Annotated in this window: 19 protein-coding genes; 4 read left to right on the top strand and 15 right to left on the bottom strand. The window is 71.5% G+C overall.

Annotation, left to right across the window (positions count from 1 at the left end):
• Positions 1–135 precede the first annotated feature (135 nt).
• The 7 genes from ACTG9Q_RS21010 to ACTG9Q_RS20980 are packed head-to-tail and all read right to left on the bottom strand — an operon-like array spanning position 136 to position 11,559.
• Complete coding sequence (locus tag ACTG9Q_RS21010) at positions 136–4,911, bottom strand: ThuA domain-containing protein (RefSeq protein ID WP_455574541.1); 4,776 nt, start codon at positions 4,909–4,911, stop codon at positions 136–138.
• Between the two features lie 51 nt (positions 4,912–4,962).
• Positions 4,963–5,820 carry a sugar phosphate isomerase/epimerase family protein gene (locus tag ACTG9Q_RS21005; RefSeq protein WP_455574540.1) on the bottom strand — a complete coding sequence of 286 codons (858 nt, stop codon included), beginning with the start codon at positions 5,818–5,820 and terminating at the stop codon, positions 4,963–4,965.
• Between the two features lie 7 nt (positions 5,821–5,827).
• Complete coding sequence (locus ACTG9Q_RS21000; RefSeq protein ID WP_455574539.1) at positions 5,828–7,006, bottom strand: substrate-binding domain-containing protein; 1,179 nt, start codon at positions 7,004–7,006, stop codon at positions 5,828–5,830.
• Entirely contained in the window at positions 7,003–8,004 is a 1,002-nt protein-coding gene (locus ACTG9Q_RS20995) for an ABC transporter permease (protein ID WP_455574538.1), read from the bottom strand. Before ACTG9Q_RS20995 ends, ACTG9Q_RS21000 begins: the two co-directional genes overlap by 4 nt.
• The gene (locus tag ACTG9Q_RS20990; RefSeq protein ID WP_455574756.1) at positions 8,001–9,002 is read right to left on the bottom strand and encodes an ABC transporter permease; all 1,002 of its coding nucleotides are present in this window, start codon (positions 9,000–9,002) and stop codon (positions 8,001–8,003) included. The genes ACTG9Q_RS20995 and ACTG9Q_RS20990 overlap by 4 nt, the downstream gene beginning before the upstream one ends.
• Before the next feature lie 5 nt (positions 9,003–9,007).
• Complete coding sequence (locus tag ACTG9Q_RS20985; RefSeq protein WP_455574537.1) at positions 9,008–10,480, bottom strand: sugar ABC transporter ATP-binding protein; 1,473 nt, start codon at positions 10,478–10,480, stop codon at positions 9,008–9,010.
• A complete protein-coding gene (locus ACTG9Q_RS20980) occupies positions 10,477–11,559 on the bottom strand; it encodes a Gfo/Idh/MocA family protein (protein ID WP_455574536.1) in 1,083 nt (360 codons plus the stop codon). The genes ACTG9Q_RS20985 and ACTG9Q_RS20980 overlap by 4 nt, the downstream gene beginning before the upstream one ends.
• Positions 11,560–11,736: 177 nt before the next feature.
• On the opposite strand from ACTG9Q_RS20980, the gene ACTG9Q_RS20975 reads away from it, so the two are divergent.
• Complete coding sequence (locus tag ACTG9Q_RS20975) at positions 11,737–12,903, top strand: ROK family protein (protein WP_455574535.1); 1,167 nt, start codon at positions 11,737–11,739, stop codon at positions 12,901–12,903.
• 37 nt (positions 12,904–12,940) lie between these two features.
• On the opposite strand, the gene ACTG9Q_RS20970 is transcribed toward ACTG9Q_RS20975, so the two are convergent.
• Positions 12,941–13,285 (bottom strand): hypothetical protein, encoded by a 345-nt coding sequence (locus ACTG9Q_RS20970; RefSeq protein ID WP_455574534.1) that lies wholly within the window; start codon positions 13,283–13,285, stop codon positions 12,941–12,943.
• A 136-nt stretch (positions 13,286–13,421) separates the two neighbouring features.
• Here ACTG9Q_RS20970 and ACTG9Q_RS20965 point away from each other — a divergent pair, with 136 nt between their 5' ends.
• Positions 13,422–14,720 (top strand): D-alanyl-D-alanine carboxypeptidase family protein, encoded by a 1,299-nt coding sequence (locus ACTG9Q_RS20965; protein ID WP_455574533.1) that lies wholly within the window; start codon positions 13,422–13,424, stop codon positions 14,718–14,720.
• An 84-nt stretch (positions 14,721–14,804) separates the two neighbouring features.
• Here ACTG9Q_RS20965 and ACTG9Q_RS20960 read toward each other — a convergent pair whose 3' ends face one another.
• Together ACTG9Q_RS20960 and trpS are read right to left on the bottom strand one after the other, a co-directional pair.
• Positions 14,805–15,812: a YhjD/YihY/BrkB family envelope integrity protein gene (locus ACTG9Q_RS20960; RefSeq protein ID WP_455574532.1), complete on the bottom strand. Its 1,008-nt coding sequence runs from the start codon at positions 15,810–15,812 to the stop codon at positions 14,805–14,807.
• Between the two features lie 45 nt (positions 15,813–15,857).
• Positions 15,858–16,871 (bottom strand): tryptophan--tRNA ligase, encoded by a 1,014-nt coding sequence (trpS, locus tag ACTG9Q_RS20955; protein WP_455574531.1) that lies wholly within the window; start codon positions 16,869–16,871, stop codon positions 15,858–15,860.
• Positions 16,872–17,041: 170 nt separating this feature from the next.
• Between trpS and ACTG9Q_RS20950 the strand changes: the two genes are divergently transcribed.
• Complete coding sequence (locus ACTG9Q_RS20950; RefSeq protein ID WP_455574530.1) at positions 17,042–18,541, top strand: S8 family peptidase; 1,500 nt, start codon at positions 17,042–17,044, stop codon at positions 18,539–18,541.
• A 48-nt stretch (positions 18,542–18,589) separates the two neighbouring features.
• Here ACTG9Q_RS20950 and ACTG9Q_RS20945 read toward each other — a convergent pair whose 3' ends face one another.
• The 4 genes from ACTG9Q_RS20945 to ACTG9Q_RS20930 all read right to left on the bottom strand — a co-directional run bounded on the left by ACTG9Q_RS20945 (position 18,590) and on the right by ACTG9Q_RS20930 (position 21,361).
• Positions 18,590–18,766: a hypothetical protein gene (locus ACTG9Q_RS20945; protein ID WP_455574529.1), complete on the bottom strand. Its 177-nt coding sequence runs from the start codon at positions 18,764–18,766 to the stop codon at positions 18,590–18,592.
• A gap of 251 nt (positions 18,767–19,017) precedes the next feature.
• A complete protein-coding gene (locus ACTG9Q_RS20940; RefSeq protein ID WP_455574528.1) occupies positions 19,018–19,335 on the bottom strand; it encodes an SH3 domain-containing protein in 318 nt (105 codons plus the stop codon).
• Positions 19,336–19,477: 142 nt separating this feature from the next.
• Positions 19,478–20,698, bottom strand: a complete 1,221-nt coding sequence (locus ACTG9Q_RS20935; RefSeq protein WP_455574527.1) for an NADP-dependent isocitrate dehydrogenase — start codon at positions 20,696–20,698, stop codon at positions 19,478–19,480.
• Positions 20,699–20,794: 96 nt separating this feature from the next.
• Positions 20,795–21,361 carry a GNAT family N-acetyltransferase gene (locus ACTG9Q_RS20930; RefSeq protein WP_455574526.1) on the bottom strand — a complete coding sequence of 189 codons (567 nt, stop codon included), beginning with the start codon at positions 21,359–21,361 and terminating at the stop codon, positions 20,795–20,797.
• 59 nt (positions 21,362–21,420) lie between these two features.
• Here ACTG9Q_RS20930 and ACTG9Q_RS20925 point away from each other — a divergent pair, with 59 nt between their 5' ends.
• Entirely contained in the window at positions 21,421–22,230 is an 810-nt protein-coding gene (locus ACTG9Q_RS20925) for a metal-dependent hydrolase (RefSeq protein ID WP_455574525.1), read from the top strand.
• 79 nt (positions 22,231–22,309) lie between these two features.
• Here the strand turns inward: ACTG9Q_RS20925 and ACTG9Q_RS20920 are convergent, their stop codons facing one another.
• Positions 22,310–23,566: an MFS transporter gene (locus tag ACTG9Q_RS20920; protein ID WP_455574524.1), complete on the bottom strand. Its 1,257-nt coding sequence runs from the start codon at positions 23,564–23,566 to the stop codon at positions 22,310–22,312.
• Between the last annotated feature and the right edge of the window lie 87 nt (positions 23,567–23,653).

The following is a 23,653-nucleotide window of genomic DNA, read 5'->3' as shown; positions in this document are numbered from 1 at the left end:
AGGCGGCCAGACCGACCACCATGGACCAGCCGGACAACCCAGACCGCGATGAACGGGCCAGGCGACCCGGACCGGCCACCGTGAGGTGGGCCGGTCCGGGGCCCGGGGCGGTCCGGCAACCGCCCCGTCTCTGGGTCAGCCGCGCAGGGCGGCGATGACCGCGTCCGCGTCGGTGACCAGCACGGTCCGCGCGGTCGCGTCGCGGACCGTCCGCTGGGCGTTCTCGCGGAACTTCTCCAGGCCGCGGATGGCGCGGGTGACATCGCCCTGGTGCAGGTACCGGCGGACCTCGTCGAGCTGTTCGTCGAGCCGCCTGCCGTCGCGCCAGGTGAGCTGGCCCTCGGCGATGAAGCGGTCGACCATCGCCTGCAGGTCGGGCACCGAGGTGGTGACGTGGAAGGTGACCGTCCGCTCCGTCACGTTCCCGGCCTTGTCCACGGCCTTGACCACCAGCGCGTGCGGGCCGAGGGCCAGCCGGTACAGCTCCAGCCGGTGACCGGTGGCCACCGCCTTGCCGTCGACGGTGGCCACCACCGACGCCACCCCCGAGGTCGCGTCCGTGGCGGTGAAGTCCAGGACCCGGTCCTCGCCGTGGCCGTAGGAGACGCCGTCGGTCAGACCGGCGACCTCGACCCCCGGCTTGGTCCCGTCGACCTTGACCGCCACCGTGCCCACCGCGGAGACGTTCCCGGCGACGTCCGTCGCCCGGTACGCCACCGTGTGCGCGCCCTCGCCGAGGGCCACCGGCGCGGTGTACGCCTGCCACAGCCCACCGTCGACCTGGTACTGCGTCGAGGCCACCCCGGAGCCGTCGGTGGCCGTCAGCGCGACCGTCGGCGCGGTGCGCCACCAGCCGTCCGACCCGTCCGGTGCCGCCGGGTCCACAGTGGCCTTGACCACCGGCGCCGTGGTGTCCACACCGGACACCCTGAAGTAGTCGAACTCCACGGTCACGGGCCCGTTGGTCTGCTGCGGCCCGATCGCCATGACGCCGAACCTCGGGTTCAGCACCTCGTTGGTCACCGGCTCGCCCAGGGACGTCCAGTTGACCCCGCCGTCGCTGACCTCACCGGCGTAGGTGTTGCCGGTCTTGGTCAGCCGCAGGTGCCACCAGCCGCTCTCGGTGCCGCCGAGGGCGACCGAGCGGTTGCCGCCGTTGCCGAACTGCGCGTTGTTCTCCGAGACCAGCTCGGCGCGCAGGGACGACGCGGCGCCGGGGGTGTTGACGGCGACCACGTCGAACTTCACGTAGTCGTCGTCGTTGCCGTGGACCATCAGCCCGGCCAGCTGGTAGCGCTCGGCCAGCGGCGCCTTGATCCGCGTCTCCAGCGTCCAGTTGCCCGGCGGGGCGTTCTGCAGCACGAAGTTGCGCGGGTTCTCGTTGGCGCCGCCGTTGATGTCGCCGGGCAGCGTGTCGATGCCGAGCACGCCGTCGCCCACCCGCATGGACGGCAGGTCGGCGCGCAGGACCGCGTCCCAGCGGCAGCCGTCGAGGCGGTCGCCGGTGAACTCGTCGGAGAAGTCCACCAGGGAGGACGGGTCGGCGCACTCGATCGGCGGCATCGGCGCGGGCCGCACCACCACCGGGACGCCGGTGGTCTTGGCCCGGCCCGCGGCGTCGGTCACCGTCAGGTAGGCGGTGTAGGTGCCGTTCTGGGCGTAGGTGTGGGTGGCCGACGGGGTGTCCGCCGTGCCGCCGTCGCCGAAGTCCCAGGCGTAGGTGAAGGGCTCGTCGCCCTCCGGGTCGGTCACCGTGGACTCGAACAGCACCTCCAGCGGCGCCGCGCCGGTCGCGGGCGTGGCGCTCACGCTCACGTGCGGGGCGGCGTTGGCCGAGACGCCCTTGCCGACGAAGGTGAGCGAGTCCACGGTGAACTGGTTGTTCGCCGTGGTCTTGAACACCGCGTACAGCGTCGTCGTGCCACCGGGGTCGGTCACCGGAACCGGCGGCACGCTCACGTATCCCGCGCTCTGCGGGACCGGGATCGTGGCCACCAGCGGTCCGGTCGCCGAGCCCGCGCGCAGCTCGATGCCGCCACCGGAGCCGGACACCCGGGCGGCGACCGCGTCGATCTGGAACAGGTTCACCGGGGAGAAGGCGATCCAGTCGTCATTGGACACCTCGCCGACCCGCTTGCCCGCCTCGGCGGCGGGGTCGTCCTGCACGGCGATGCCCGAGGACGAGGTGTGGTACTCGGCCTGCTTGTGCTTGGGCTGGATCACCGCGAGGTCGCGGCCAACCAATGCGGGCTGGCCGTTCGCGCCGCCGTCGGTGTAGCTGGCGTCCAGGGAGTAGAAGATGTCGGCATCCGCGTGGCCGTCGTCGATCAGCGTGGTGAACTCCCCCGAGCAGGCGTTGACCTGGTCGATCGGGTGCGCGTGCTGGTCGTGGCCAAGGGCGGGCTGCGCGACCACCCGGGAGCAGTCGACGTCCTCCTCCGGGTCGGTCACGTCGAGGTCGAACGCGATCCGGTCGCCGAAGTCGAAGAACCCACCGTCCACAGGCGACCGCATGGTCACCGAGGGCGCGGTGTTGCCGACGGTGACCGCGACGTTGGCGATCCCGGACTTGCCCGACGGGTCGGACACGGTCAGCTGCACGTTGTAGGTGCCGTTGGCGGTGAACACGTGCGCGGGCGCGGCCTCGGTGGAGGTCTGCCCATCACCGAAGTCCCAGGCGTAGGTGACCTCGGCGCCCTCGGGGTCGGCCGACCCCTCGCTGGAGAAGCGCACCTCGAGCGGCGCCACGCCGGAGGACGGGGTCGCGCTCGCCTTGGCCGCGGGCCGCCGGTTGCCCTGGGTGTAGTCGATCCGGTAGACGCCGGAGTCGGGGTTGTCGCGGCCGTAGCCGCCGCCCCACTCGACCAGGTACATCGCGCCGTCCGGGCCGAACTTCATGTCCATCGGCGCGAGCGTGGACATGCTGGTGTACCAGGGATCGATGGTCAGCAGAGCGCCGTCGGAGTCCTGGTTGAACAGCCAGACCTTGTTGCGCGTCCAGTCGTAGAAGAAGGGCTTGCCGTCGTAGAACTCGGGGAACTTGGTGTCCGAGGCCAGGTCCGGGTCGTACTCGTAGCGCGGCCCGGCCATCGGGGCCTCGCCGCCGGAGCCCATCTCCGGGAACTTGTTGCCGTCAGCGCCGTTGCCGTACCACACGGTGGCGGACTTGGCGGCGGGCAGCGCGGTCAGGCCGGTGTTGTTCGGCGAGTTGTTCACCGGGTTGGCGCAGTCGAACTTCGCCCCCGAGGTGTTCGCGGCGAAGTCGAAGTCGTTGAAGGCGATGTTGTTGGCCACGCAGTACGGCCAGCCGTAGTTGCCCGGCTCGGTGATCACGTTCCACTCGACCAGACCGGCCGGTCCGCGCGTGGCGTTGTCGCCGCCCGCGTCCGGGCCGTAGTCGGCCATGTACAGCGTGCCGTCGGAGGCGACGTTGAACCGGAACGGGTTCCGGAAGCCCATCGCGTAGATCTCCGGGCGGGTCTTGGCCGTGCCCGGCGCGAACATGTTGCCCTCGGGGACGGTGTAGGTGCCGTCCGGCTCCGGGTGCACGCGCAGGATCTTGCCGCGCAGGTCGTTGGTGTTGGCCGAGGTCTTCTGCGCGTCGAACAGGTCGCGGCCCGCCCGCTCGTCGATCGGGGCGTACCCGCTGGACTGGAACGGGTTGATGTCGTCGCCGACGCCGATGTAGAGGTTGCCGCCGGGACCGAACTCCAGGTAGCCGCCGGTGTGGCCGGGCTCCTCGCGCCGGGACGCGGGGATCTCCATGACCACGACCTCGGACGCGGCGTCGACGGCGTTGCCGGTCACGGTGAACCGGGAGACGCGGTTGACCTCCGCGCTCCCGGGTGGGGAGTAGTAGGCGAACAGGTGCCCGTTGGTGGCGAAGTCCGGGGAGAGCGCCAGCGACACCAGGCCGTCCTCGCCGCCGGAGTACACCGGCAGGTCCAGGGCGGTCGCGGTGCTGCCGGTGGCCGGGTCGTGCACCCGGATCTGGCCCAGCAGCTCGGTGAAGAACACCCGGCCGTCCGGGGCGATGTCCAGCGACGTCGGCGCCTTGGTGGCGTCGTCGAGGGTGACCTTCTCGAAGCTGGAGTCCACAGTGGCCGAGCAGTCGGCCGGGACGGCGCCCGCGGCGGTCTGGATGCCGCCGAGCAGGTGCTGGGCGAACAGCGGCTCGCTGTAGGAGGAGACCGAGTGGCCCATCGCGGTCGCCCAGACCCGGCCGCCCTCGTCGTCGCGGCACCACGAGATGGGGTGGTCGGTGCCCATGGCCTCGGAGCCGGGGTTGTAGGTGTCCTCGTCGACCTCGACCAGCGAGTGCACCTGGCCGCGCATGGTCGGCTTGAAGTTGTACCACTCCTCGGCGCGCTGCCAGCGGTCCGGGAGGTGCTTCGTGGACTCGTGCACGTCATCGATGCGGTGGGTGGTCGCGGTGAGCCCGCCCGCGGAGTGCGCGGTCATGTGCGCGCCGCCGTTGACGAACTCGTCCCACCAGGGGAACTGCCCCTCGATGTTCATGTCGGTGGCGTTGTGAATGGCGGCGATGCCCCCACCGTTGTTGACGTAGGTCCGCACGGCCTGGCGCTGGGCGTCGGTGTCCCAGACCATGCCGCCGTTCTGGGCCATGACGACCACGTCGAAATCAGCGAGGTCGGCGTCGTTGAAGATCGCCGAGTCCTCGCTGTGCACGACGTCGAAGTGGTGGTCGGCGCCGAGCTGCTCGATCAGGGCCACGGCGGCGGGGATGGAGTCGTGCCGGTAGGCGCCCGCGGCCACCTTGGTGAACAGCAGGGCACGGAACTCGGGGTCGGCGTCGTGGCCGGGGTGGGCACCCGCGGCCGGGCTCAGGCCGGTCAGGACGGCACTCGCGGTCAGCAGGCACAGGGCGCTTCGCATCAGGGGTAAACGCATTCGCCAATCCGTTTCGTATCCGAACGGCGTGCCGGCGCCGTGATGAGCTGGTCAGGCGGAGATGGAGGAGATCACCTCTCTCAGGTGGCGCAGGCCGTCGACGGCCAGCTCGTCCTGTGTGGACGCCAGGGGCCGCCAGATCGACGCCGCGGTGGCGATGCTGGCGTTCTCGCCGGTGAACGACTCGATGCACAGCGGGCCGTCGTACCCGGCGTCGGCGATGGCGGCCATGATGCCCGGCCAGTCCAGGTGGTCGCGGCCGGGCGTGCCCCGGTCGTTGGCGCACACCTGCACGTGCGCGACGCGCCCGGCGGCGGAGCGGATCGCGGCGGCGATGTCGCGTTCCTCGATGTTCTGGTGGTAGAGGTCCATGGCGACACCGCAGGCGGGCAGGCCGTCAATGGCGGTCAGCGTCTGCTCGACGGTGTTGAGCACGCTGGTCTCGTAGCGGTTCAGCGGCTCCACCGCGACCGTGACCCCGGCCGCCTGGGCGTGCTCGGCGACGGGCCCGAGGTTCTCGCGCAGCTCGGCGTAGCGGGCGGCCCGCTCGTCCTCGCCCATCCGCCAGGTCCGGCCGACCGAGGCGTAGGCGGGGCCGGCGATCACCGGCGAGCCCACCACCGCGGCGATGTCGACCACCGCGCGCAGGTAGTCCTGTGTGGACGCGATGACGCCTGCGGGAGCGTCGACCAGCTCCCGGCCCGGCGGCATCACCAGGCACACCGTCGCGCCGAGGCCGTGGTCGCCGAGCACCCGCGCCGCGGTCTCGGGCGAGAAGTCGCCCAGGTTCTCCACCGGCAGCTCCAGGACGTCGAAGCCCCACCGGGCGACCTTGGCCGCGAGCGCGGCCAAGGTCGCGTCGGTCAGCGGCGAGGTCCACACCCACGTGTTCACGCCGATCCCCCGCATGGGAAACCTACTTCCAGGGTGCCGGGTAGCCGGGCATGGTCTCGCAGCCGCACATGGCGTAGTGCAGGGGCGGCATGTCCTGCTTGACGTACTGCGCGACGTTCTCCTGGGTGATCCGCGGCTGCGGCAGCACCCACTCGCCGGGCACCTGCTCGCCCTTGAGGATCTTCAGCGCGGCGATGACCGGGGTCCGCCACTGGTAGGTCGGGTACGTCGGCGCGACCGCGGTCAGGCCCTCGTCGGCCCACATCCGCAGGAAGTCCTGCTGGTCCTCGCCCACGATGGCGGGCAGCTCGACGCCCGCGTCCTGGAACGCCTCGACGGCGGCCACCGCGGTGGCGCCCGCGTCCATCCACACGCCGTCGATCTTGCCCTCGCGCTGGATGTAGTCGCTGACGATGCTCTTGGTCTTGGCCGCGTCGCCGTCGGTGAACTCGACGCCGACCACCTTCAGCTCGCTGCCGCCGAAGATCTCGTTGGCCGCGGCCCAGCGCTGCTCGAGCACGTCGACGCCGGGCAGGATGCGCAGGGCGAGGACCTTGCCGCCGGGGGCGACCTTCTCCTTGAGGAATTCCGCGCCGTCGGCGCCGAAGGCGAAGCCGCCGATGGGGTGGATGAAGGTGACCCGGCAGTCGGTGTTGACGCCGCGGTCGAAGACGATCACCGGGACCCCGGTCGCGCAGGCCGCCTCGACCGCGGGGGTGAGCGTCGCGGTGGTGTTCGGCGAGACGATGAGCGCGCTGCAGCCCTGGGAGGCGAAGGACTGCATGTCGCTGATCTGCTTGTCGTCCTTGGCCTCGGCGTCGAGCACCGTGAACTTCGTGATCTCCGGGTGCAGCTTCACCTCCTGCTGCATGGTCTTGAAGCCCACCTGCCGCCACGGGTTGTCGACCGAGGCGTTGGAGAAGCACAGGTGGACGTCACCGGTCTTGGCGTACTTGGCGGTGTCGACCATCTGCGGCTCGAGCATCTGCTCCCACGGCTTGCCCTCCGGGCCCTGCGGGGTGGCCGAGCGGAACCCCACCTGCCGGTCGTACTCGGCCTGGTCGAAGAACTCCGACTTCGCCGCCGGGGCGGCCGACCCGCTGGCACCGGCACCCGCGCCGGGGTCGGCGGGAAGGTCGCTGGAGCACCCGGCCAGTGCCAGCGTGCCGACGGCGGCGGCCACCGCCCATTTCCTGTTCATCTGTTCTCCTTGCTTACCGCGGGGGTCTGGGAGCGGGCACGGAACCGGTGCCGCAGGTCGGTGCCGAGGGCGGCGTAGGCCACCGCGGCGATGATGATGACGCCCTGCACGGCCGACTCCAGCGCGCCCGCGACGCCGAGCAGGTTGAGCAGGGTGAACAGGGCCTCAAGCGACAGCGCCCCGGCCGCGGCGGCCACGACCGAGCCGCGTCCGCCGCCGAGCAGCACGCCGCCGAGCACGACGGCGGTGATGGCGCGGAACTCCAGTCCCTGCCCCACCTGCGCGCTGACGCCCGCGAACCCGCCGAGCAGGATGGCCGCCACCGCGGCGAGCACGCCGGAGAGCACGAACGCCAGCAGCCGCAGCCGGTCGACCTGGCCGCCGGAGAGCCGCACCGCGTCCTCGTTGTCGCCCACGGCGACCAGCGCCCGACCGGTGCCGCTGCGCATGAACGCCACCGCGGCCACCACGATCACCAGCAGGATCAGCACCGACCACGGCACCTGGCCGAGCAGCGGGACGTCCACGCCGCCGCGGCCGAACACCCGAAAGCCCGGCGACAGCGCGCCGCGCGGGGCGCCGCCGGTCCACAGGAACACCGCGCCGTCGAGCACGAGCAGCATCCCCAGGGTCACGATGAACGACGGCACCAGCAGCTTGGTGCTGATGAGCCCGTTGACCAGGCCCACGAGCAGCCCGAAACCGAGCAGCAGCGGGATCACCCACGCCGTCGCCGAGTCCTGCCCGTCGATGAGCCGCGCGGCGATGACCACGCCCGCGGTGACCAGCGCGCCGACGGAGAGGTCGAAGCCGCCGGAGACGATGACGAAGAACTGCCCGACCGCCAGGATCATCAGCGGCGCGGCGCGCTTGAGCAGCGCCAGGTAGCCGCTGGGCTCGCTGTAGGCAGCGCCGGTGACGGCCAGCGCGACCAGCAGCGCGGCGAGCACGACCAGCACCGGCGCCGTGCCTTGGGCCAGACGGGGACGCCAGGTCACGTCGACCTCCGGGAGTGCAGGCGGCGGGCGTAGAGCGCCACCGCGACGATGAGCACGACCCCGCGCACCACGTCCTTGAAGAACGGGTCGACGGCGAGGGCGTCGAACGTGGTGTCCAGGGTGGCCAGGATCAGCACGCCGCCGATGGTGCCGACGACACCGCCGCGCCCGCCTGCCAGCAGCGTCCCGCCGAGCACCACCGCGGCGATGGACTCCAGGTCGAACCCCGCGTCGGTGCCGACGTACGGCGCGCCGGAGCCGAGCCTGCTGGCCAGGAAGATCCCGGCCAGGCCCGCGGCGACCGAGCACAGCACGTGCGCGGTGACGATCGTGCGCTTCGTCCGGACACCCGACAGGCGCGCGACCTCGATGTCCCCGCCCACGGCGTACATGTGGTACCCGGGACGGGTGCGGGTCAAGTACCACCACGCCCCGCCCGCGATGGCGAGCATGAGCACGGCGGCGATCGGGATGGGCCCGATGCGGTCGTAGCCCAGGTGCTGGAAGGCGCGCGGGACATCGCCCGCGGGACCGGTGTAGTTGTGTTCGAGGTACCCGCGCAGGATCAGCGCCACGCCCAGGGTCGCGATGAACGCGTTTGCCTTCAGCACGGTGATGACCAGGCCGTTCATCAGCCCGACGAGCGCGGCGACGCCGAGGGCGAGCAGCACGCCGGGCACGATCATCCCGTCCTGCCCGGCCATCGTCTGCGCCGCGACGAGCGAGCACAGGCCCACCAGGTAGGCCACCGACAGGTCGAGCGACCCGGTGAGGATCACCATGGTCTGGCCGATGGCGACCAGGCCCAGCGCGGTCGCGCGGGTGAGGATGTTGAGGATGCCGCCCTCGTTCAGCAGCACGCCGCCCTGCAGCCCCACGAGGACGCTGCCCGCGACGAGGATCGCCACCAGCGCGATGTAGACGGTCACGGTCGGGCTGATGTGCCGCTTGGCGGCCCACCTCGCCTGCGCCTTCGCGGCGACCGGCTTGTCCCGCACGGCGCTCACGCCACCTCACCGGCCTCGTGCCCGGTGGCCAGTCCCATCACGGCCTCCTCGCTGGCGCCCGGTGGCAGCTCACCGGCCACGGCGCCCTCGTGCATCACCAGGATTCGGTCGCTCATGCCGATCAGCTCCGGCAGCTCGGAGGAAATCATCAGGATCGCCACGCCTTGCTGGGCGAGTTCGCGCAGCAGCCGGTGCACGGTCTGCTTGGCGCCGACATCGATGCCCCGGGTCGGCTCGTCGACGATGAGCACCTTGGGGTCCACCGCCAGCCACTTGGCCAGCACGACCTTCTGCTGGTTGCCGCCGGAGAGGTAGCGCACCTCTTGGTGCTGCCCCCGGGAGACGACGGCGACGGCCTTGAGCAGCTCGGCGAGGTCGGCGGTCTTGCGCGATCGCAGGGCCGACCGGCGCACCAGCAGCGTGTTGTCCCGGATGGACTGTCCCAGTGCGAGCCCGTTGCCCTTGCGGTCCTCGGTCACGAAGGCGATCCCCTTGCGCACGGCGTGGCGCGGACCGCGGACCCGGACCGGGGAACCGTCCACTTCGAGCACGCCGCGGGTGAACGGATCGATGCCGAAGACACCCCGGGCCACGGCCGAGCGCCCGGACCCCTGGAGCCCGGCGAGCCCGACGATCTCCCCGGCCCTGACCTCGATGTCGAGGCCGCGAACCCGGTCGTTGCCCGCGCCGCGCAGGGTGAGTCGGACCGGGCCGAGGTTCGCCCGGTCGGCCCGGTCCGGGTACAGGGCGTCCAGCGAGCGGCCGACCATGTGCCGAACGAGGGTTTCGGAGGTCAGCTCGGCGGTGGGCGCGCAGGTGACGAAGGCGCCGTCCTTGAGGACGGTGATCCGGTCGCTGAGGTCGAAGACCTCGCGCATCCGGTGGGAGACGTAGAGGATCGCGATGCCGCGCTCGCGGAGCCTGCGCACCAGGTCGTAGAGCAGCTCGACCTCGTGGTCGGCGAGCGCGGCGGTGGGCTCGTCCATGGCGAGCACGCGGGCGTCGGTCGAGAGCGCCTTGACGATCTCGACGACCTGGCGCCGCGCCACCGAGAGCCGGTCGACCGGCGCGGTGGGGTCGATGCCGTCCTCGCCGAGCCAGTCCAGCAGCTCGCGGGTGTCGGCCACCATCTTGCGGCGGTCGACGCGCAGCCCGCGCACCGGCTCGCGCCCCAGGTAGACGTTCTCGGCGACGCTGCGGTGCGGCAGCAGCGTGAACTCCTGGTGGATGATCGCGATGCCCGCGGCCTGCGCGTCGACCGGCGAGCCGAACGACACCGCCCGGCCGTCGACCTCGATGGTGCCGCTGTCCGGCCGGTGCACCCCGGCGAGCACCTTGAGCAGGGTGGACTTGCCCGCGCCGTTCTCCCCCATCAGCGCGTGCACCTCGCCGGGCTTGAGGTCGAGGTCGACCCCGCGCAGGACCTGCACGCCGAAGAAGGACTTGGTGATGCCCTGGAGCCGGATCACGCGCCGACCTCCGTCCAGGCCCCGTCCGCGCCCGCGGAGGCCAGCACCGCCTCGGTGATCCGCACGGCGCGCAGGCCGTCGGCGAAGGTGGGCAGCCCGTCGGCGGCCTCGCCGTCGCGGACCGCGGCGTAGGTGTCGGCGACGAAGGCGTCGAAGCAGTCCTGGTAGCCCTGCGCGTGCCCGGCGGGCAGGCGGGCGTAGCGGGCGGCCGACGGCGAGAGCGTCGCCGGGTCGCGCAGCAGCACCTGGCCGCCCTCGCGCCGCCCGACCCACAGCCGCTCGGGGTCCTCCTGGTCGAAGCCGAAGCTGGCCTCGGTGCCGGAGAGCTCCACGTGCAGGCGGTTCTTGCGGCCCGCGGCCACCTGGGAGACCACGATCGCGCCGAGCACGCCCGCCGCGGTGGTGAACTGCACCGTGGCGAGGTCCTCGGTCGGCCTGCCCGCCCGGACCACCGCGGTGCGCGCCGAGAGCCGGGCGATCCGGTCGCCGGTGGCGAACTCGAACAGGTCGCACCAGTGCGAGCCGATGTCGGCGAAGGCCCGCGACGGGCCGCCGTGGGCGGTGTCGACGCGCCAGTCGTCGTCGGTCGGCCGGGCCAGCCAGTCCTGCAGGTAGCCGCCGGTGACGCTGGCCAGGATGCCCGCCTCACCCGCGGCGACCCGCGCGCGCAGCTCCCGGACCATCGGGTGGAAGCGGTAGACGAACGGCACCGTGGCGACCAGGCCCGCGCTCGCGGCCACCAGCGACTCGGCGTCGGCGAGGCTCGTGGCCAGCGGCTTCTCGCAGATCACCGCGAGCCCGGCGGCCAGCGCCGCCTCGGTGATCCCGGCGTGGGTGGTGTTCGGGGTGCAGACGTGCAGGATGTCCACGGCGGCGTCGGACAGCAGTGCCGCCACGTCGGGGTAGCCGCGCTCGGCGCCGACCGCGGTGGCCGCGGCCTCGGTGGCCGCGGCCTCGGCGCCCGCGGGCCGCGACGCGACCGCGGCGACGATGTCGGCGCCCGCCCGGCGCGCGGCTTCGGCGTGCACCCGCCCCATGAACCCGGCCCCGACGACGGCCGTGCGCAGCTTCCGCCGCACCGGTTCGGCCTGATCAGGTGGGAAAGTTAGGTGGGTCACAGACATGTGGCGAACCGTAAGGGCACTATTGGTTGGTGTCAATCAAAAGTCATAGGTATTCCCGCGAAGTTTCGGCGACCTTGGTCCGAACCGGGTACACTTCGGTCGCCCCGGAGTGTTTTGGGCTCTAATCAAGGGATGAGCGACGTGCAGATCTCCCCATCGGCGTCTCCCGGCGAGCTGCTGCGGCTGCTGCGCGACGGGCAGGCCCGCACCCGCGCCGAGCTGGTCAGCGAGACCGGCCTGGCCCGCTCCACGGTGCGCGCGCGCCTGGACTCCCTGGTGGACGCCGGGTTGGTGACCGACCGCGGCAACGGCGCGTCGACCGGCGGGCGGCCCGCGAGCCAGTTCGTGTTCAACGCCCGCTCGCGCCTGGTGCTGGCCGCCGAGGTCGGCGCGACCCACGCCACCGTCGCGGTCACCGACCTCACCGGCGAGCCGCTGGCCACCGAGCGCCTCGCCCTGGACATCGCCGACGGCCCCGACAAGGTCCTCGGGCTGCTCACCAACACCTGGCGGGGACTGGTCGAGCCGCTGGGCGCCCCGGTCGCGGGCGTCGGCATCGGCCTGCCCGGCCCGGTCGAGCACTCCACCGGCCGCCCGACCAACCCGCCGATCATGCCCGGCTGGAACGGCTACGACGTCCCGGCCCGCGTCGCCGCCGACTTCGACGTCCCGGTCCTGGTGGACAACGAGGTCAACCTGATGGCCCTCGGCGAGCACACCCGCTTCCACCCGGCCGAGCAGCACATGATCGTGGTCAAGGTGGCCACCGGCATCGGCTCCGGCCTGATCAGCAACGGCGAGCTGCACCGCGGCGCGGTCGGCGCGGCGGGCGACCTCGGGCACATCCTGGCCCCCGGCGCGGGCGAGGTCCCCTGCCGCTGCGGCAACACCGGCTGCCTCGAGGCCGTCGCCAGCGGCCCGGCCATCGCCGCCCGGCTCACCGAGGCGGGCATCCCGGCGGAGACCAGCGCCGACGTGGTGGCGCTGGTGCAGTCCGGCAACCCGACCGCGGGCCAGGCCGTCCGCCAGGCGGGCCGCGACATCGGCGAGGTGCTGGCCGGGGGCGTGAGCCTGTTCAACCCCTCATTGATCGTGATTGGCGGCTCGCTGTCGAACGCGGGCGAGATGCTGCTCGCGGGCGTCCGGGAGGCCATCTACCGCCGCTCGCTGCCGCTGGCCACCGAGCACCTGCGCATCGTGCCCTCCCAGACCGCCGACAACGCCGCCATGCTCGGCGCGGCGGCGATGGTCGTCCAGCACGCCCTGTCCCCGGTGATACTGGACCGGGAACTGGCTTAGGCCGTGCCCCACAGCCAGAACACGGCCTAGCTCTGGCCTAGCTCCAGAAGACGGCCAGGGCGACGTTCAGGACGACGAGCCCGCCCAGCGCCGGGCCGACCCACTTGGGCGCGGCGGGCTTGCGCAGGAACGCGAACGCGATCCCGGCGATGGCGATCAGGACCAGCGTCTTGATGCCCAGCTTCATGTGGTTGTAGTCGGTGTCGGTCGCGCCCGCGGTCGCGATCAGCGCGACACCGGTGACCAGCTGCAGGCCCGCGCCGTGCAGCCAGCCCTTGTTGAGGGCGCCGTCGGAGGCGCGCATCTGGAGCAGGAAGGTGCCCACGAGCAGTCCCATGCCCAGCAGGTGCAGGAAGACCAGCAGCAGTCGCACGAACTCCACGTCGAAGCCCTCTCAGTCGGGGTGGATCACCGGGCCCAGTGTCACACCCGCCGCGACCGGCGCGGACACGGGCCACACCCGAGTGGGTGATAGGCCGGATCGTGGCCTGATCGTGACGGGTTCTACCCTGGGCCGCGTGCGCTTCGCAGCCCGCGGGACCGTCGCCGCCCTCGTCGCCCTGATGACCGCCGTTCCCGCGGCGGCCCAACCGGGCACCACGGGTGAGCCGCTGATGCAGACCAGCGCCCAGTGTCGCAACCACGACCGGCCGCCACCGCCGATCGACACCTCCGAGGAACCCAAGCCCGGCCAGCCGTCGCCGCAGCCGCTGCCGGTTCCCGAGGAGCCGGTCGGGGGGACCCGGATGGGTGAGTGCGGCCTCGTGCTGCCCCCTGGCGCGCCCGACCTCCCGGTCGGGGTGAACGCGGCGGCGTGGACCATCACCGACATCGAGTCCGGCGCGGTGCTCGCCGCCAAGGACCCGCACGCCCGCGAGCGGCCCGCGTCGCTGATCAAGGTGCTCCTGGCGATCGTGGTCATCCGCGAGCTGCGCCCGGAGCAGAAGGTCCTCGGCACCCAGGAGGACGCCAACCAGGAGGGCACCCGCGTCGGCGTCGGGCCGGGCGGGGAGTACACCGTCCGAGAGCTGCTGCACGCGCTGGTCATGCGCTCGGGCAACGACGTCGCCCACGCCCTGGCGCGCGCGCTGGGCGGGGTGCCGGTCGCCCTGGAGAAGATGAACGCCCTGGCCGCCGAGCTGGGCGCCCTGGACACCCGGGCCGCGACCCCGTCGGGCCTGGACGGCCCCGGCATGAGCACCTCGGCCTACGACGTGGCCCTGATCTTCCGCACCGCCATGGGCCACCAGGAGTTCGCCGACGCCATCGCGACCCGCTCGATCAACTTCCCCGGGTACGCGGAGAAGGCCGGTTTCCAGGTCTACAACGACAACCGGCTGTGGGGGGTCTACGAGGGCTTCACCGGCGGCAAGACCGGCTTCACCGACGACTCCCGCCACACCTACCTGGGCAGCGCCAAGCGCGACGGCCGCCACCTGGCCGTCGCCCTGCTGCGCGGCGAGCCCAACCCGAACCCGCTGGCCAGCCAGGCCGCCCTGCTGCTCGACTACGGCTTCAACCTCGTGAAGGCCGAGCAGCGCCCGGTCGGGGAGCTGGTGACCTCCGCCCCGGAGGCCCAGTCCAAGCCGGACGGCAGCGTCGGCGGGGTCCCCGGCACCGACACCCCCGCCCCACCCGCTGGGGAGCAGCCCCCCGCCGCGGCGGGCCCGGAGATCGAGCGGTCCGCCTTCGGCACCTACGGCGCCCCGCTGGTGGGCGCGGCGGTCGTGGCGATCCTGCTCGCCCTCGCCCTGTTCCTGCGCCGCAAGCGCGCCATCCGGGCCCGTGCCGCCGCGCGGGCGGCCTCCGGCCTCTAACGAGCCAGGTGTCGGCCGCTAGGCCGTGTTTTCAGATGTGGAGCACGGCATAGCCGCGCCAACATCTGAAACACGGCGTAGCCCTCAGCGGCGCCTGCGCAGCACCAGGCCCAGCAGCGCGCCGATGCCCAGCAGGCCCGCGGTCTGACCGGCGTTCGGCCGGGTCGCGAGGGTCACCTGGGGCTGGATCACCGCCGGGGCGGGCGCCGGGATCGGCTCGTCGACGTGGTTCTCCTTCGCGGTGGCCGTCCACGCGGTGATGTAGAGCAGGAACCGCGACACCAGGTTCGCGAAGACGAGCAGGCCGACGATGGGGCCGACCAGGCTGCCGAGCGGCCCGCCGAGCACCGAGTTCAGGTAGATCGTCCCGATCAGCTTCAGCAGCTCGAACCCGATCGCCGCGGCCAGGGCGCCCTTGACGGCGCTGCGCAGCGTCACCGCCTTGCGCGGCAGCCGGGCGATCACCCACAGGAAGATCAGCCAGTTCGCGCCGATGGCCAGCACGGTCGTGATGATGACCAGCAGCACCTTCGCCCAGGCGTACTCGCTCAGGCCCACCCACCTCAGCAGCGTGTCGGCCAGCCCGCCGCCCACCGCGCTCAGGCCGAACGACAGGGCGATCGCCAGCCCGAGGCCCAGCAGCGCCAGCAGGTCCATCGCCAGCCCGCGCAGCAGCGGCCGGTCCTCGTGCTTCTGACCCCACTGCGCGGTCAGCGCGTCGCGCAGGTTGCCCATCCAGCCGAGGCCGGTGGCCGCCGCCGTCAGCAGGCCGATGAGGCCGACCCGGCCGCGCTCCTCGACGGCGGCGTCGACCAGGTCGGTGAGCAGGCCGCGCAGGTTCTCCGGGGCCGCCTCGGTGATGTCCCGGCGCAGCGACATGAGCAGTTCCGGCTGGCCCGCGAGCACGAAACCCAGCAGGGCGAAGGAGATCAGCAGCAGCGGGAACAGCGACAGCACGCTGAAGTACGTGATCGACGCCGCGAAGTGGTTGCCGTAGCGCTCGGTGAACGCCTCGTTGGCGCGGAACAGGTGATCGATGCCGGGACGCTTGCGGCGGAGTCGGGCCACCTTCGACTCGTTCTCATCTGGCACCCACGAAACCTAGGCGTCGATCACCGCACCCGCCACTTGGGCGCGTCAGCCCTTCAGGAACCCGACCCGGTCGTAGACCCGCGCCAGCGTCCCGCTCGCGACCTCGCGGGCGCGCTCGGAACCCCGGGCGAGGATCTTGTCCAGCTCGGCCGGGTCGTCCATGTAGGACATCACGGTCTCGCGCACCGGGGCGACGAACTCGGTGACCACCTCGGCGAGGTCCTTCTTCAGGTCGCCGTAGCCCTTGCCGTCGTAGGCGGCCACCAAGTCGTCGAGCGTGCGGCCGGTCAGCGCGGAGTAGATGCCGAGCAGGTTGCTGATGCCCGGCTTGGCCTCGGGGTCGAAGCGGATGTCGCGCTCGGTGTCGGTGACCGCCGAGCGGATCTTCTTCGCCGAGACCTTGGGGTCGTCGAGCAGCTCGACGATGCCGCCGGGGCTCGACGCGGACTTGCTCATCTTCGCCTGCGGCTCCTGCAGGTCGTAGATCTTCGCGGTGTCCTTGAGGATGTGCGGCTCGGGCAGCGGGAAGGTCTTGCCGAAGCGGGTGTTGAAGCGCTGGGCGAGGTCGCGGGTCAGCTCGAGGTGCTGGCGCTGGTCCTCGCCGACCGGCACAAATTCCGGCCGGTAGACCAGGATATCGGCAGCTTGCAAAATCGGGTAGGTGTAGAGCCCGACGCTGACCATGCCGGATTTGGCCGACTTGTCCTTGAACTGCGTCATCCGGCCCGCCTCGCCGTAGCCGGTCAGGCACTGCATCACCCAGCCGAGTTCGGCGTGCTCGGGCACCTGGCTCTGCACGAACAGCGTCGTGCGCGCCGGGTCCAGGCCCAGCGCGAGCAGCTGCGCCGCCGAGATCCTGGTGCGCTTGCGCAGCAGCTTGGGGTCGTGCTCGACGGTGATGGCGTGCAGGTCAGCGATGAAGTAGAAGGCGTCGTGGGTCTCCTGCATCGCCACCCACTGCCGCACCGCGCCCAGGTAGTTGCCCAGGTGGAACGAGTCGGCTGTGGGCTGGATGCCCGACAGCACGCGGGCCCTGCGCTCGGTGTTCTCGGTCGGCACGAGCCGATTCTCCCAGGCAGTCCTGGCCACCCCCCGGTCGGGTGAGCCACTGAGCCATCCGGTGGATTGCCCATACAGTTCCGGGGTGACAGGTTCGACCGGCCACGCCCGCGCCAGACCGGTGTGGGCAGGGCGAACAACGATGTGACCCCATCTTCGGAGGTATCAGAGTGCACAGACGATCCCGACTCCTTGGCGCGGCAGTCGCGCTGGCGTGCGCCACGGGACTGGCCTCCGCGACCGCGGCGCCAGTCGCCGCCGCGCAGGCCGACGGCCCCAGCGCGCACTTCGCCGTCCTCGGACCGCAGGGCCACTCCATGTGGCGGGTCGAGAAGGCGGTTCGCGACTCCGGCGGCACGGTCGTGCAGAGCTGGCCGCAGATCGGTGTCGTGATCGCCGCGTCGCCGAGCTCCGACTTCGCCTCTGTCGTGCGCAACAAGCCCGGCGTGCAGGGCGCGGGCGCCACCCAGGACCTCGCCGAGCTGGCCGCCCCGGTCGGCGCCGCGCGGGCCGCGGGTGTCTCGTTCGACATCGAGGCCACCGAGTCCGTGATCCCCGCGGGCGCCCCGGGCACCGCGGCGGCCGAGGGTGACCCGCTCAGCGTCAACCAGTGGAACCTCGACGCCATCCGCGCCGACGAGGCCCACGCCATCAGCGGCGGCAGCTCACGCGTTGTCGTCGGCGTGCTCGACTCCGGCATCGAGGCCAGCCACCCCGACCTCGCGGCGAACGTCGACGCGGGCCGCTCCGTCGGCTGCACCGACCGCGGTGTCCCGGACACCTCGCCCGCCGCGTGGGCCCCGACCACCAGTGACCACGGCACGCACGTCGCGGGCATCATCGGCGCGGCGCGCAACGGCGTCGGCATCGTCGGTGTCGCGCCCGAGGTCAAGATGGCCTCGGTGAAGGTCGTCAACGACGACGGGTACATCTTCCCGGAGTACGCGATCTGCGGGTTCGTGTGGGCCGCCGAGCACGGCATCTCCATCACGAACAACTCCTACTTCGTCGACCCGTGGTACCTGTGGTGCAAGAGCGACGCCGACCAGCGCGCCGTCGCCACCGCGGTCACCCGCGCGATCGACTACTCCGCCCGCAAGGGCGTGGTGAACGTGGCCGCGCTGGGCAACAGCAACTGGGACCTGTCCCACAACATCCTCGACGAGGGCAGCCCGAACAACTCCACCCCGATCTCGCGGGAGACCACCAACGAGTGCGTCAAGCTGCCCGCCGAGGTCAACGGCGTGGTCGGCGTGTCGTCCACGGGCGTGAACAACACCAAGTCGTTCTTCTCCAACTACGGCATCAGCGAGACCGACGTGGCCGCCCCCGGCGGCGACTCCCGGCAGATCCCGTCGACGCCGCAGGCCAACGGCCGCGTGCTGTCCACCGTGTTCAACGGTGGGTGGGGCTACAAGCAGGGCACCTCGATGGCCGCCCCGCACGCCGCGGGCGTGGCCGCGCTGATCCGCTCGACCAACCCGGGGTGGAGCGCCCAGCGCACCATCCTGGAACTGCGGCGTGACGCCGACCGCATCGCCTGCCCCGCGGGCGGCGTCTACGACCCGGACGGCACCGGCGCGTGGCTGGCGAACTGCCAGGGCGGCGCGTCGGGCCGGGGCTTCTACGGCGCGGGCATGATCGACGCGCTGGACGCTGTCCGGCGCTGACCCAGTACCACCACTGAGCCCCCCGTGTCCGACACGGGGGGCTCGGTTTTATGTCGTCTCGCTGACGGCGACCGGCTCGCGCGGACCGGGCAGCGACACCGCGTCCACCTCGCCGCCCTTGCCCGCCGCCAGCGCGTCGCGCCTGCGACGGAGCAGCCCGAGCAGCACACCGCCCGCGCCCAGCGCCACCGCGATGATCCCGACCGGACCGATCGCGAAAGGCACGCTGCCCTCACTGACAGTTTGCGCCAACACGGCCGATACGCCTGACACCGTTGCACCGTCCCTCGATTGGACTACGCACCACCACGCGAACCCTGAACAAGCTACCGACTGTGTCTACAGCGCAAACCCACACTGATGAAGATCCACGCGCCGAGCGTAGACCGCGAAGCGTCGAGCGGTGGGCCGGGGGTAGTCGGTCGAGCACAGGGAGTGTGATAGCCCGGAGGGGGAAGCCCGGTGCTCTCAGCTGGTCAGCCGCAGTCGTGGCCGCTGACGGGCTTGAGGAACTCCTCGGAGGCCCAGCGGTTGTCGCCGAGCATGCGGAAGCCGTTGGTGACCGTCGTGCCCGCCACCGTCTCCGCGCCCTGGGTGAACTTGCCGACGATCTCCGCCCGCACGTCCGGGGCGGAGCGCACGTTCAGCACGTCGGCGGTGACCGAGACCTTGCACGTGCCCGTGCCGCTGACCGGGGAGGTCGCGCCGCTCGGCGGCTCGACGCCCGTCGAGTACATCACCCAGACGCCCGCCAGCACGCCACCGATGATCAACGCCCGCTTTGGCAGCAACACGAGGCACTCTCCCGGCGACGGCGGTAACCCGACCAGACCACGGTGACGCACCCGGCCCGCGGGCCGCCAGCCCCGCGCTCGGGAACCACCCGAAAAGGCCCCTGCCGGAGAGTCTCCGACAGGGGCCCGGTGACCAGCGGGATCAGCCCGCCATGGCCTTCTGCAGGTTCTCGTCGAGGGTCGCGAGGAACTCCTCGGTGGTCTGCCACGCCTGGTCCTTGCCCACCAGCAGCGCCAGGTCCTTGGTCATCTTGCCGCTCTCGACGGTCTCGATGACCACGCGCTCCAGGGTCTCGGCGAAGCCGGTGACCTCGGGAGTGCCGTCGACCTTGCCGCGGTGCTGCAGGCCCCTGGTCCACGCGAAGATGGACGCGATCGGGTTGGTCGAGGTCGGCTTGCCCGCCTGGTGCTGGCGGAAGTGCCGGGTGACGGTGCCGTGCGCGGCCTCGGCCTCGACGGTCTTGCCGTCCGGGGTCATCAGCACCGAGGTCATCAGGCCCAGCGAGCCGAAGCCCTGCGCGACGGTGTCGGACTGGACGTCGCCGTCGTAGTTCTTGCACGCCCAGACGTAGCCGCCCTCCCACTTCATGGCCGCGGCGACCATGTCGTCGATGAGGCGGTGCTCGTAGGTCAGGCCCTTGGCGTCGAACTCGGCCTTGAACTCGGCCTCGAAGACGGCCTGGAAGATGTCCTTGAAGGCGCCGTCGTAGGCCTTGAGGATGGTGTTCTTGGTCGACATGTACACCGGGTAGTCGCGCTGCAGGCCGTAGGAGAAGGACGCGCGCGCGAAGTCCTCGATGGACTTGTTGAAGTTGTACATGCCCATGACGACGCCGCCGTCCTCGGGCATCTTCACGATCTCGTGCTGGATCGGCTCGGAGCCGTCGGCCGGGGTGTAGGTGATGGTCACCGTGCCCGCGCCGGGCACCTTGAAGTTGGTCGACTTGTACTGGTCGCCGTGGGCGTGGCGGCCGATGATGATCGGCTTGGTCCAGCCGGGGACGAGCCGGGGGATGTTCTGGATGATGATCGGCTCGCGGAAGACGACGCCGCCGAGGATGTTGCGGATCGTGCCGTTGGGCGAGATCCACATCTTCTTCAGGCCGAACTCCTCGACCCGCGCCTCGTCCGGGGTGATGGTCGCGCACTTGACGCCCACGCCGTGCTGCTTGATGGCGTTGGCCGCGTCGATGGTGACCTGGTCGTCGGTGGCGTCGCGGTGCTCGATGCCCAGGTCGTAGTAGTCCAGGTTGACGTCCAGGTACGGGTGGATCAGCTTGTCCTTGATGAACTGCCAGATGATCCGCGTCATCTCGTCGCCGTCGAGCTCGACGACGGTCCCCTGAACCTTGATCTTGGCCATGAGCCGCGATGCTCCTCTCGAAATTCCCTGCCCGCGCGCATTCTCAGTACAAGCGTACTGGTAGCTCCGGGCACGGGGCGCCCCTAGTGGGCACTCTCACCTGGTGGCCGATGGTAGGCCGCGCCACTCCTCGGCGAGCATCGCGTAGACCGCCTCGTCGGCCCAGCGGCCCTTGACGTACTCGTTGGCCCTGAAGTGCGCCTCGCGGCGCATCCCCAGCTTGGCCAGCACGCGCGCGGAGGCGTGGTTGTCCGCGTCGAGGCGCCCGGTGATCCGGTGCAGGCCGAGCCCCTCGAAGCCCAGGCGCAGCATCTCCCGGGCCGCCTCGGTGGCGTAGCCGCGGCCGTGGTGGTCGGGGTGGAGGACGAACCCGATCTCGCCGCCGCGGTGCTCAACGCTGTGCCACTGCAGGTTGACGTCGCCGATCAGCTCGCCGTCCACGGTCACGGCGAGCAGCAGGGTGTCACCCTCCGCTTCCAGCGTGGTCATTTCGAGGCGGCCCGCGAGCGCGGCGGCGGTCTCCTCGCGGGTGCGCGGACCCCAGTAGAGGAACTTCGCGACGTCGTCGCGTGATTGGATCTTGTGGAGGGCGTCGAGGTCGTCGGCGACGAAGGGCCGCAGGCGCAGTCGGGGTGTCGTGATCGGGAACTCGGGTCGCAGCACCTCACCGATCGTAGGGTTGCCTGGCTGGGCGGGCAGGTGATTTTGACAGGGGGTAGCGCATGGCGACCGGTCCGACACACGCGATGAGCGGCCTGGCGGGCTGGGCGACGGTCACCGCCCTGGCGGGCGGCACGGCGCTGGGCAGCCTGTCGGTCAAGGGCTGGCTCGTCGGCGCGGTCCTGGCCTCGGGGGCGGCGCTGCTGCCGGACCTCGACCACCCCGAGTCGACGGTGTCCAGGACCTTCGGCCAGGTGTCGGCCGCGGCGTCGAAGGTGCTCAACGGGATCAGCAAGCTGGTCTACCGGGCGACCCGCACCAACCGCGACTCCAAGCGCGAGGGCGGGCACCGGGGCCTGACCCACACCCTGGTCTTCGCGCTCCTGGCCGCGGTGGTGACCACGGCGATCGTCCAGACCAGCCGGTCCTGGGCGCTGCCGCTGCTGATGTTCTTCTTCTGCGGCCTGGCCGTGCGCGGCATCATGCACAAGTGGTGCCCGCGCAACGACGCGCTGTGGATCACCGGCACCAGCCTGGTGCTGACGTACGCCTGTCTTAAGTGGACAGACCAGACCGACGCCGACGCCGCCGCCTGCGGGATCGCCGTCGCGATCGGCTGCATCGCGCACTACCTCGGCGACGCGATCACCGAGCAGGGCTGCCCGATCCTGTGGCCGGTCCCCATCGCGTGGAAGACCTGGTACCCGATCGCGCCGCCGAAGATCATGCGCATGCGCACCGGCGGCCGGGTGGAGATGGCGGTGATCGGCCCGCTCATCACCGGCGTCGCCGTCTGGATGTCGGCCGTGGCCCTGCAGCGCGCGGGCGCCCTGCCCATGCTCAACGGGATCGACCTCATCCCCTGGACCTGACAGGGGTGCGCGCCCACGGCGTCGCGGATCTCGCCGCCGAGGTGCGCGTCGCTTCACCCCCGTCAGCCCGCGCCTGTCCTCAGTGGTCGGCACCCCGGCGGCGCAGCGCGGCCACGCAGCCCAGCGCGATCACCGCCAGCACGGCGATGTAGGCCGAGACCGCCATCGACGTCCCGGTGGACTCCAGCAGCAGCACCATGAGGAACGGCGCCAGCCCGCCGCCGAGCACCGAGGCGATCTGGTAGGCCAGGGACGCGCCGGTGTAGCGGATCTCCGGGGCGAACAGCTCGGAGAACAGCGCGGCCTGCGGGCCGTAGATGCAGCTGAGGAAGGTCGCCCCGACCAACTGGGCGACGAGGAGCCCGGCGATGGTGGCGGTGTCGATCAGCAGGAACATCGGCACCGCCCACAGCAGCAGCCCGGCCACCCCGATCGTGTACACCCGGAACCGGCCGACCCGGTCGGAGATCCGCGCGGCCAGCGGAATCGTGATCAGCTGCGCGCCCGCCACGATCATCGTCACCACGAGCACCGAGCCGCGCTCCATCCCCAACTCGCGCGTGGTGTAGTCGAGCGCGCCGGTGATCAGGATGTAGAAGGTCGCCAGGTGCACGGCGAACGACCCGCCCGCGAGCAGCACCGTCCCCCGGTGGTGGCGCAGCACCTCCCGCACCGGCGACCGGTCCGACCGGCGGAACTCCGGCGTCTCGTCGATCCGGGTGTGGATGAACCAGGCCAGCACCAGCACCAGCGGGCCGACGAGGAACGGCACCCGCCAGCCCCACGTCGCGAACCCGTCGCCGGTGGTCTTCTGCAGCACGGCGAAGGACATGTTCGCCAGCACGACCCCGACGACCACCCCGATCTGCACGAAGCTCCCGTAGAGCCCCCGCTTGCCGGGCGGCGCGTACTCGGTGGCCAGCAGCATCGCCCCACCCCACTGCGCCCCCACCGCGATCCCCTGCACCAGCCGCAGCACCACCAGCAGCAGCGGCGCCGCGATGCCGATGGCCGCGAACGAGGGCACCAGCCCGATCCCGGTGGTCGCCAACCCCATCGTCACCAGGGCGAGGACCAGCGCGGGCTTGCGCCCGTACCGGTCCCCCATGTGCCCCGCCAGCGCCGCCCCGATCGGCCGGACCACGAACCCCACGGCGAACGTCGCGAACGCCGCCAGCACCCCGGCGACGGGGCTGACCACCGGGAAGAACACCTCCCCGAGCACCAGCGCGGCGGCGGTGCCGAAGATGAAGTAGTCGTACCACTCGAACGTGGAGGCCAGGAACGCCGCGCCCGCCACCTTGCGGTGCTTGGTGGTACTCGCCTCTTTGAGCATCGCGGCCTCCACGTCTGAACGAGGTGACCAGGGTGAACGCCGAACCCAGTCGATCACATCTCCCCACATGCCCAACGAGCCCGACAG

It is taken from the genome of Actinokineospora lacus (assembly GCF_053813445.1).
The sequence above is the reverse complement of the archived record's forward strand: the minus strand, read 5'-3'. Positions and strand labels throughout refer to the sequence as shown.

Coding starts and splice junctions, on each gene's coding strand:
- ACTG9Q_RS21010 (WP_455574541.1), bottom strand. CDS start 4,911: ATGCGTTTACCCCTGATGCGAAGCGCCCTGTGCCTGCTGACCGCGAGT.
- ACTG9Q_RS21000 (WP_455574539.1), bottom strand. CDS start 7,006: ATGAACAGGAAATGGGCGGTGGCCGCCGCCGTCGGCACGCTGGCACTG.
- ACTG9Q_RS21005 (WP_455574540.1), bottom strand. CDS start 5,820: ATGCGGGGGATCGGCGTGAACACGTGGGTGTGGACCTCGCCGCTGACC.
- ACTG9Q_RS20925 (WP_455574525.1), top strand. CDS start 21,421: ATGGCGACCGGTCCGACACACGCGATGAGCGGCCTGGCGGGCTGGGCG.
- ACTG9Q_RS20975 (WP_455574535.1), top strand. CDS start 11,737: ATGAGCGACGTGCAGATCTCCCCATCGGCGTCTCCCGGCGAGCTGCTG.
- ACTG9Q_RS20935 (WP_455574527.1), bottom strand. CDS start 20,698: ATGGCCAAGATCAAGGTTCAGGGGACCGTCGTCGAGCTCGACGGCGAC.
- ACTG9Q_RS20920 (WP_455574524.1), bottom strand. CDS start 23,566: ATGCTCAAAGAGGCGAGTACCACCAAGCACCGCAAGGTGGCGGGCGCG.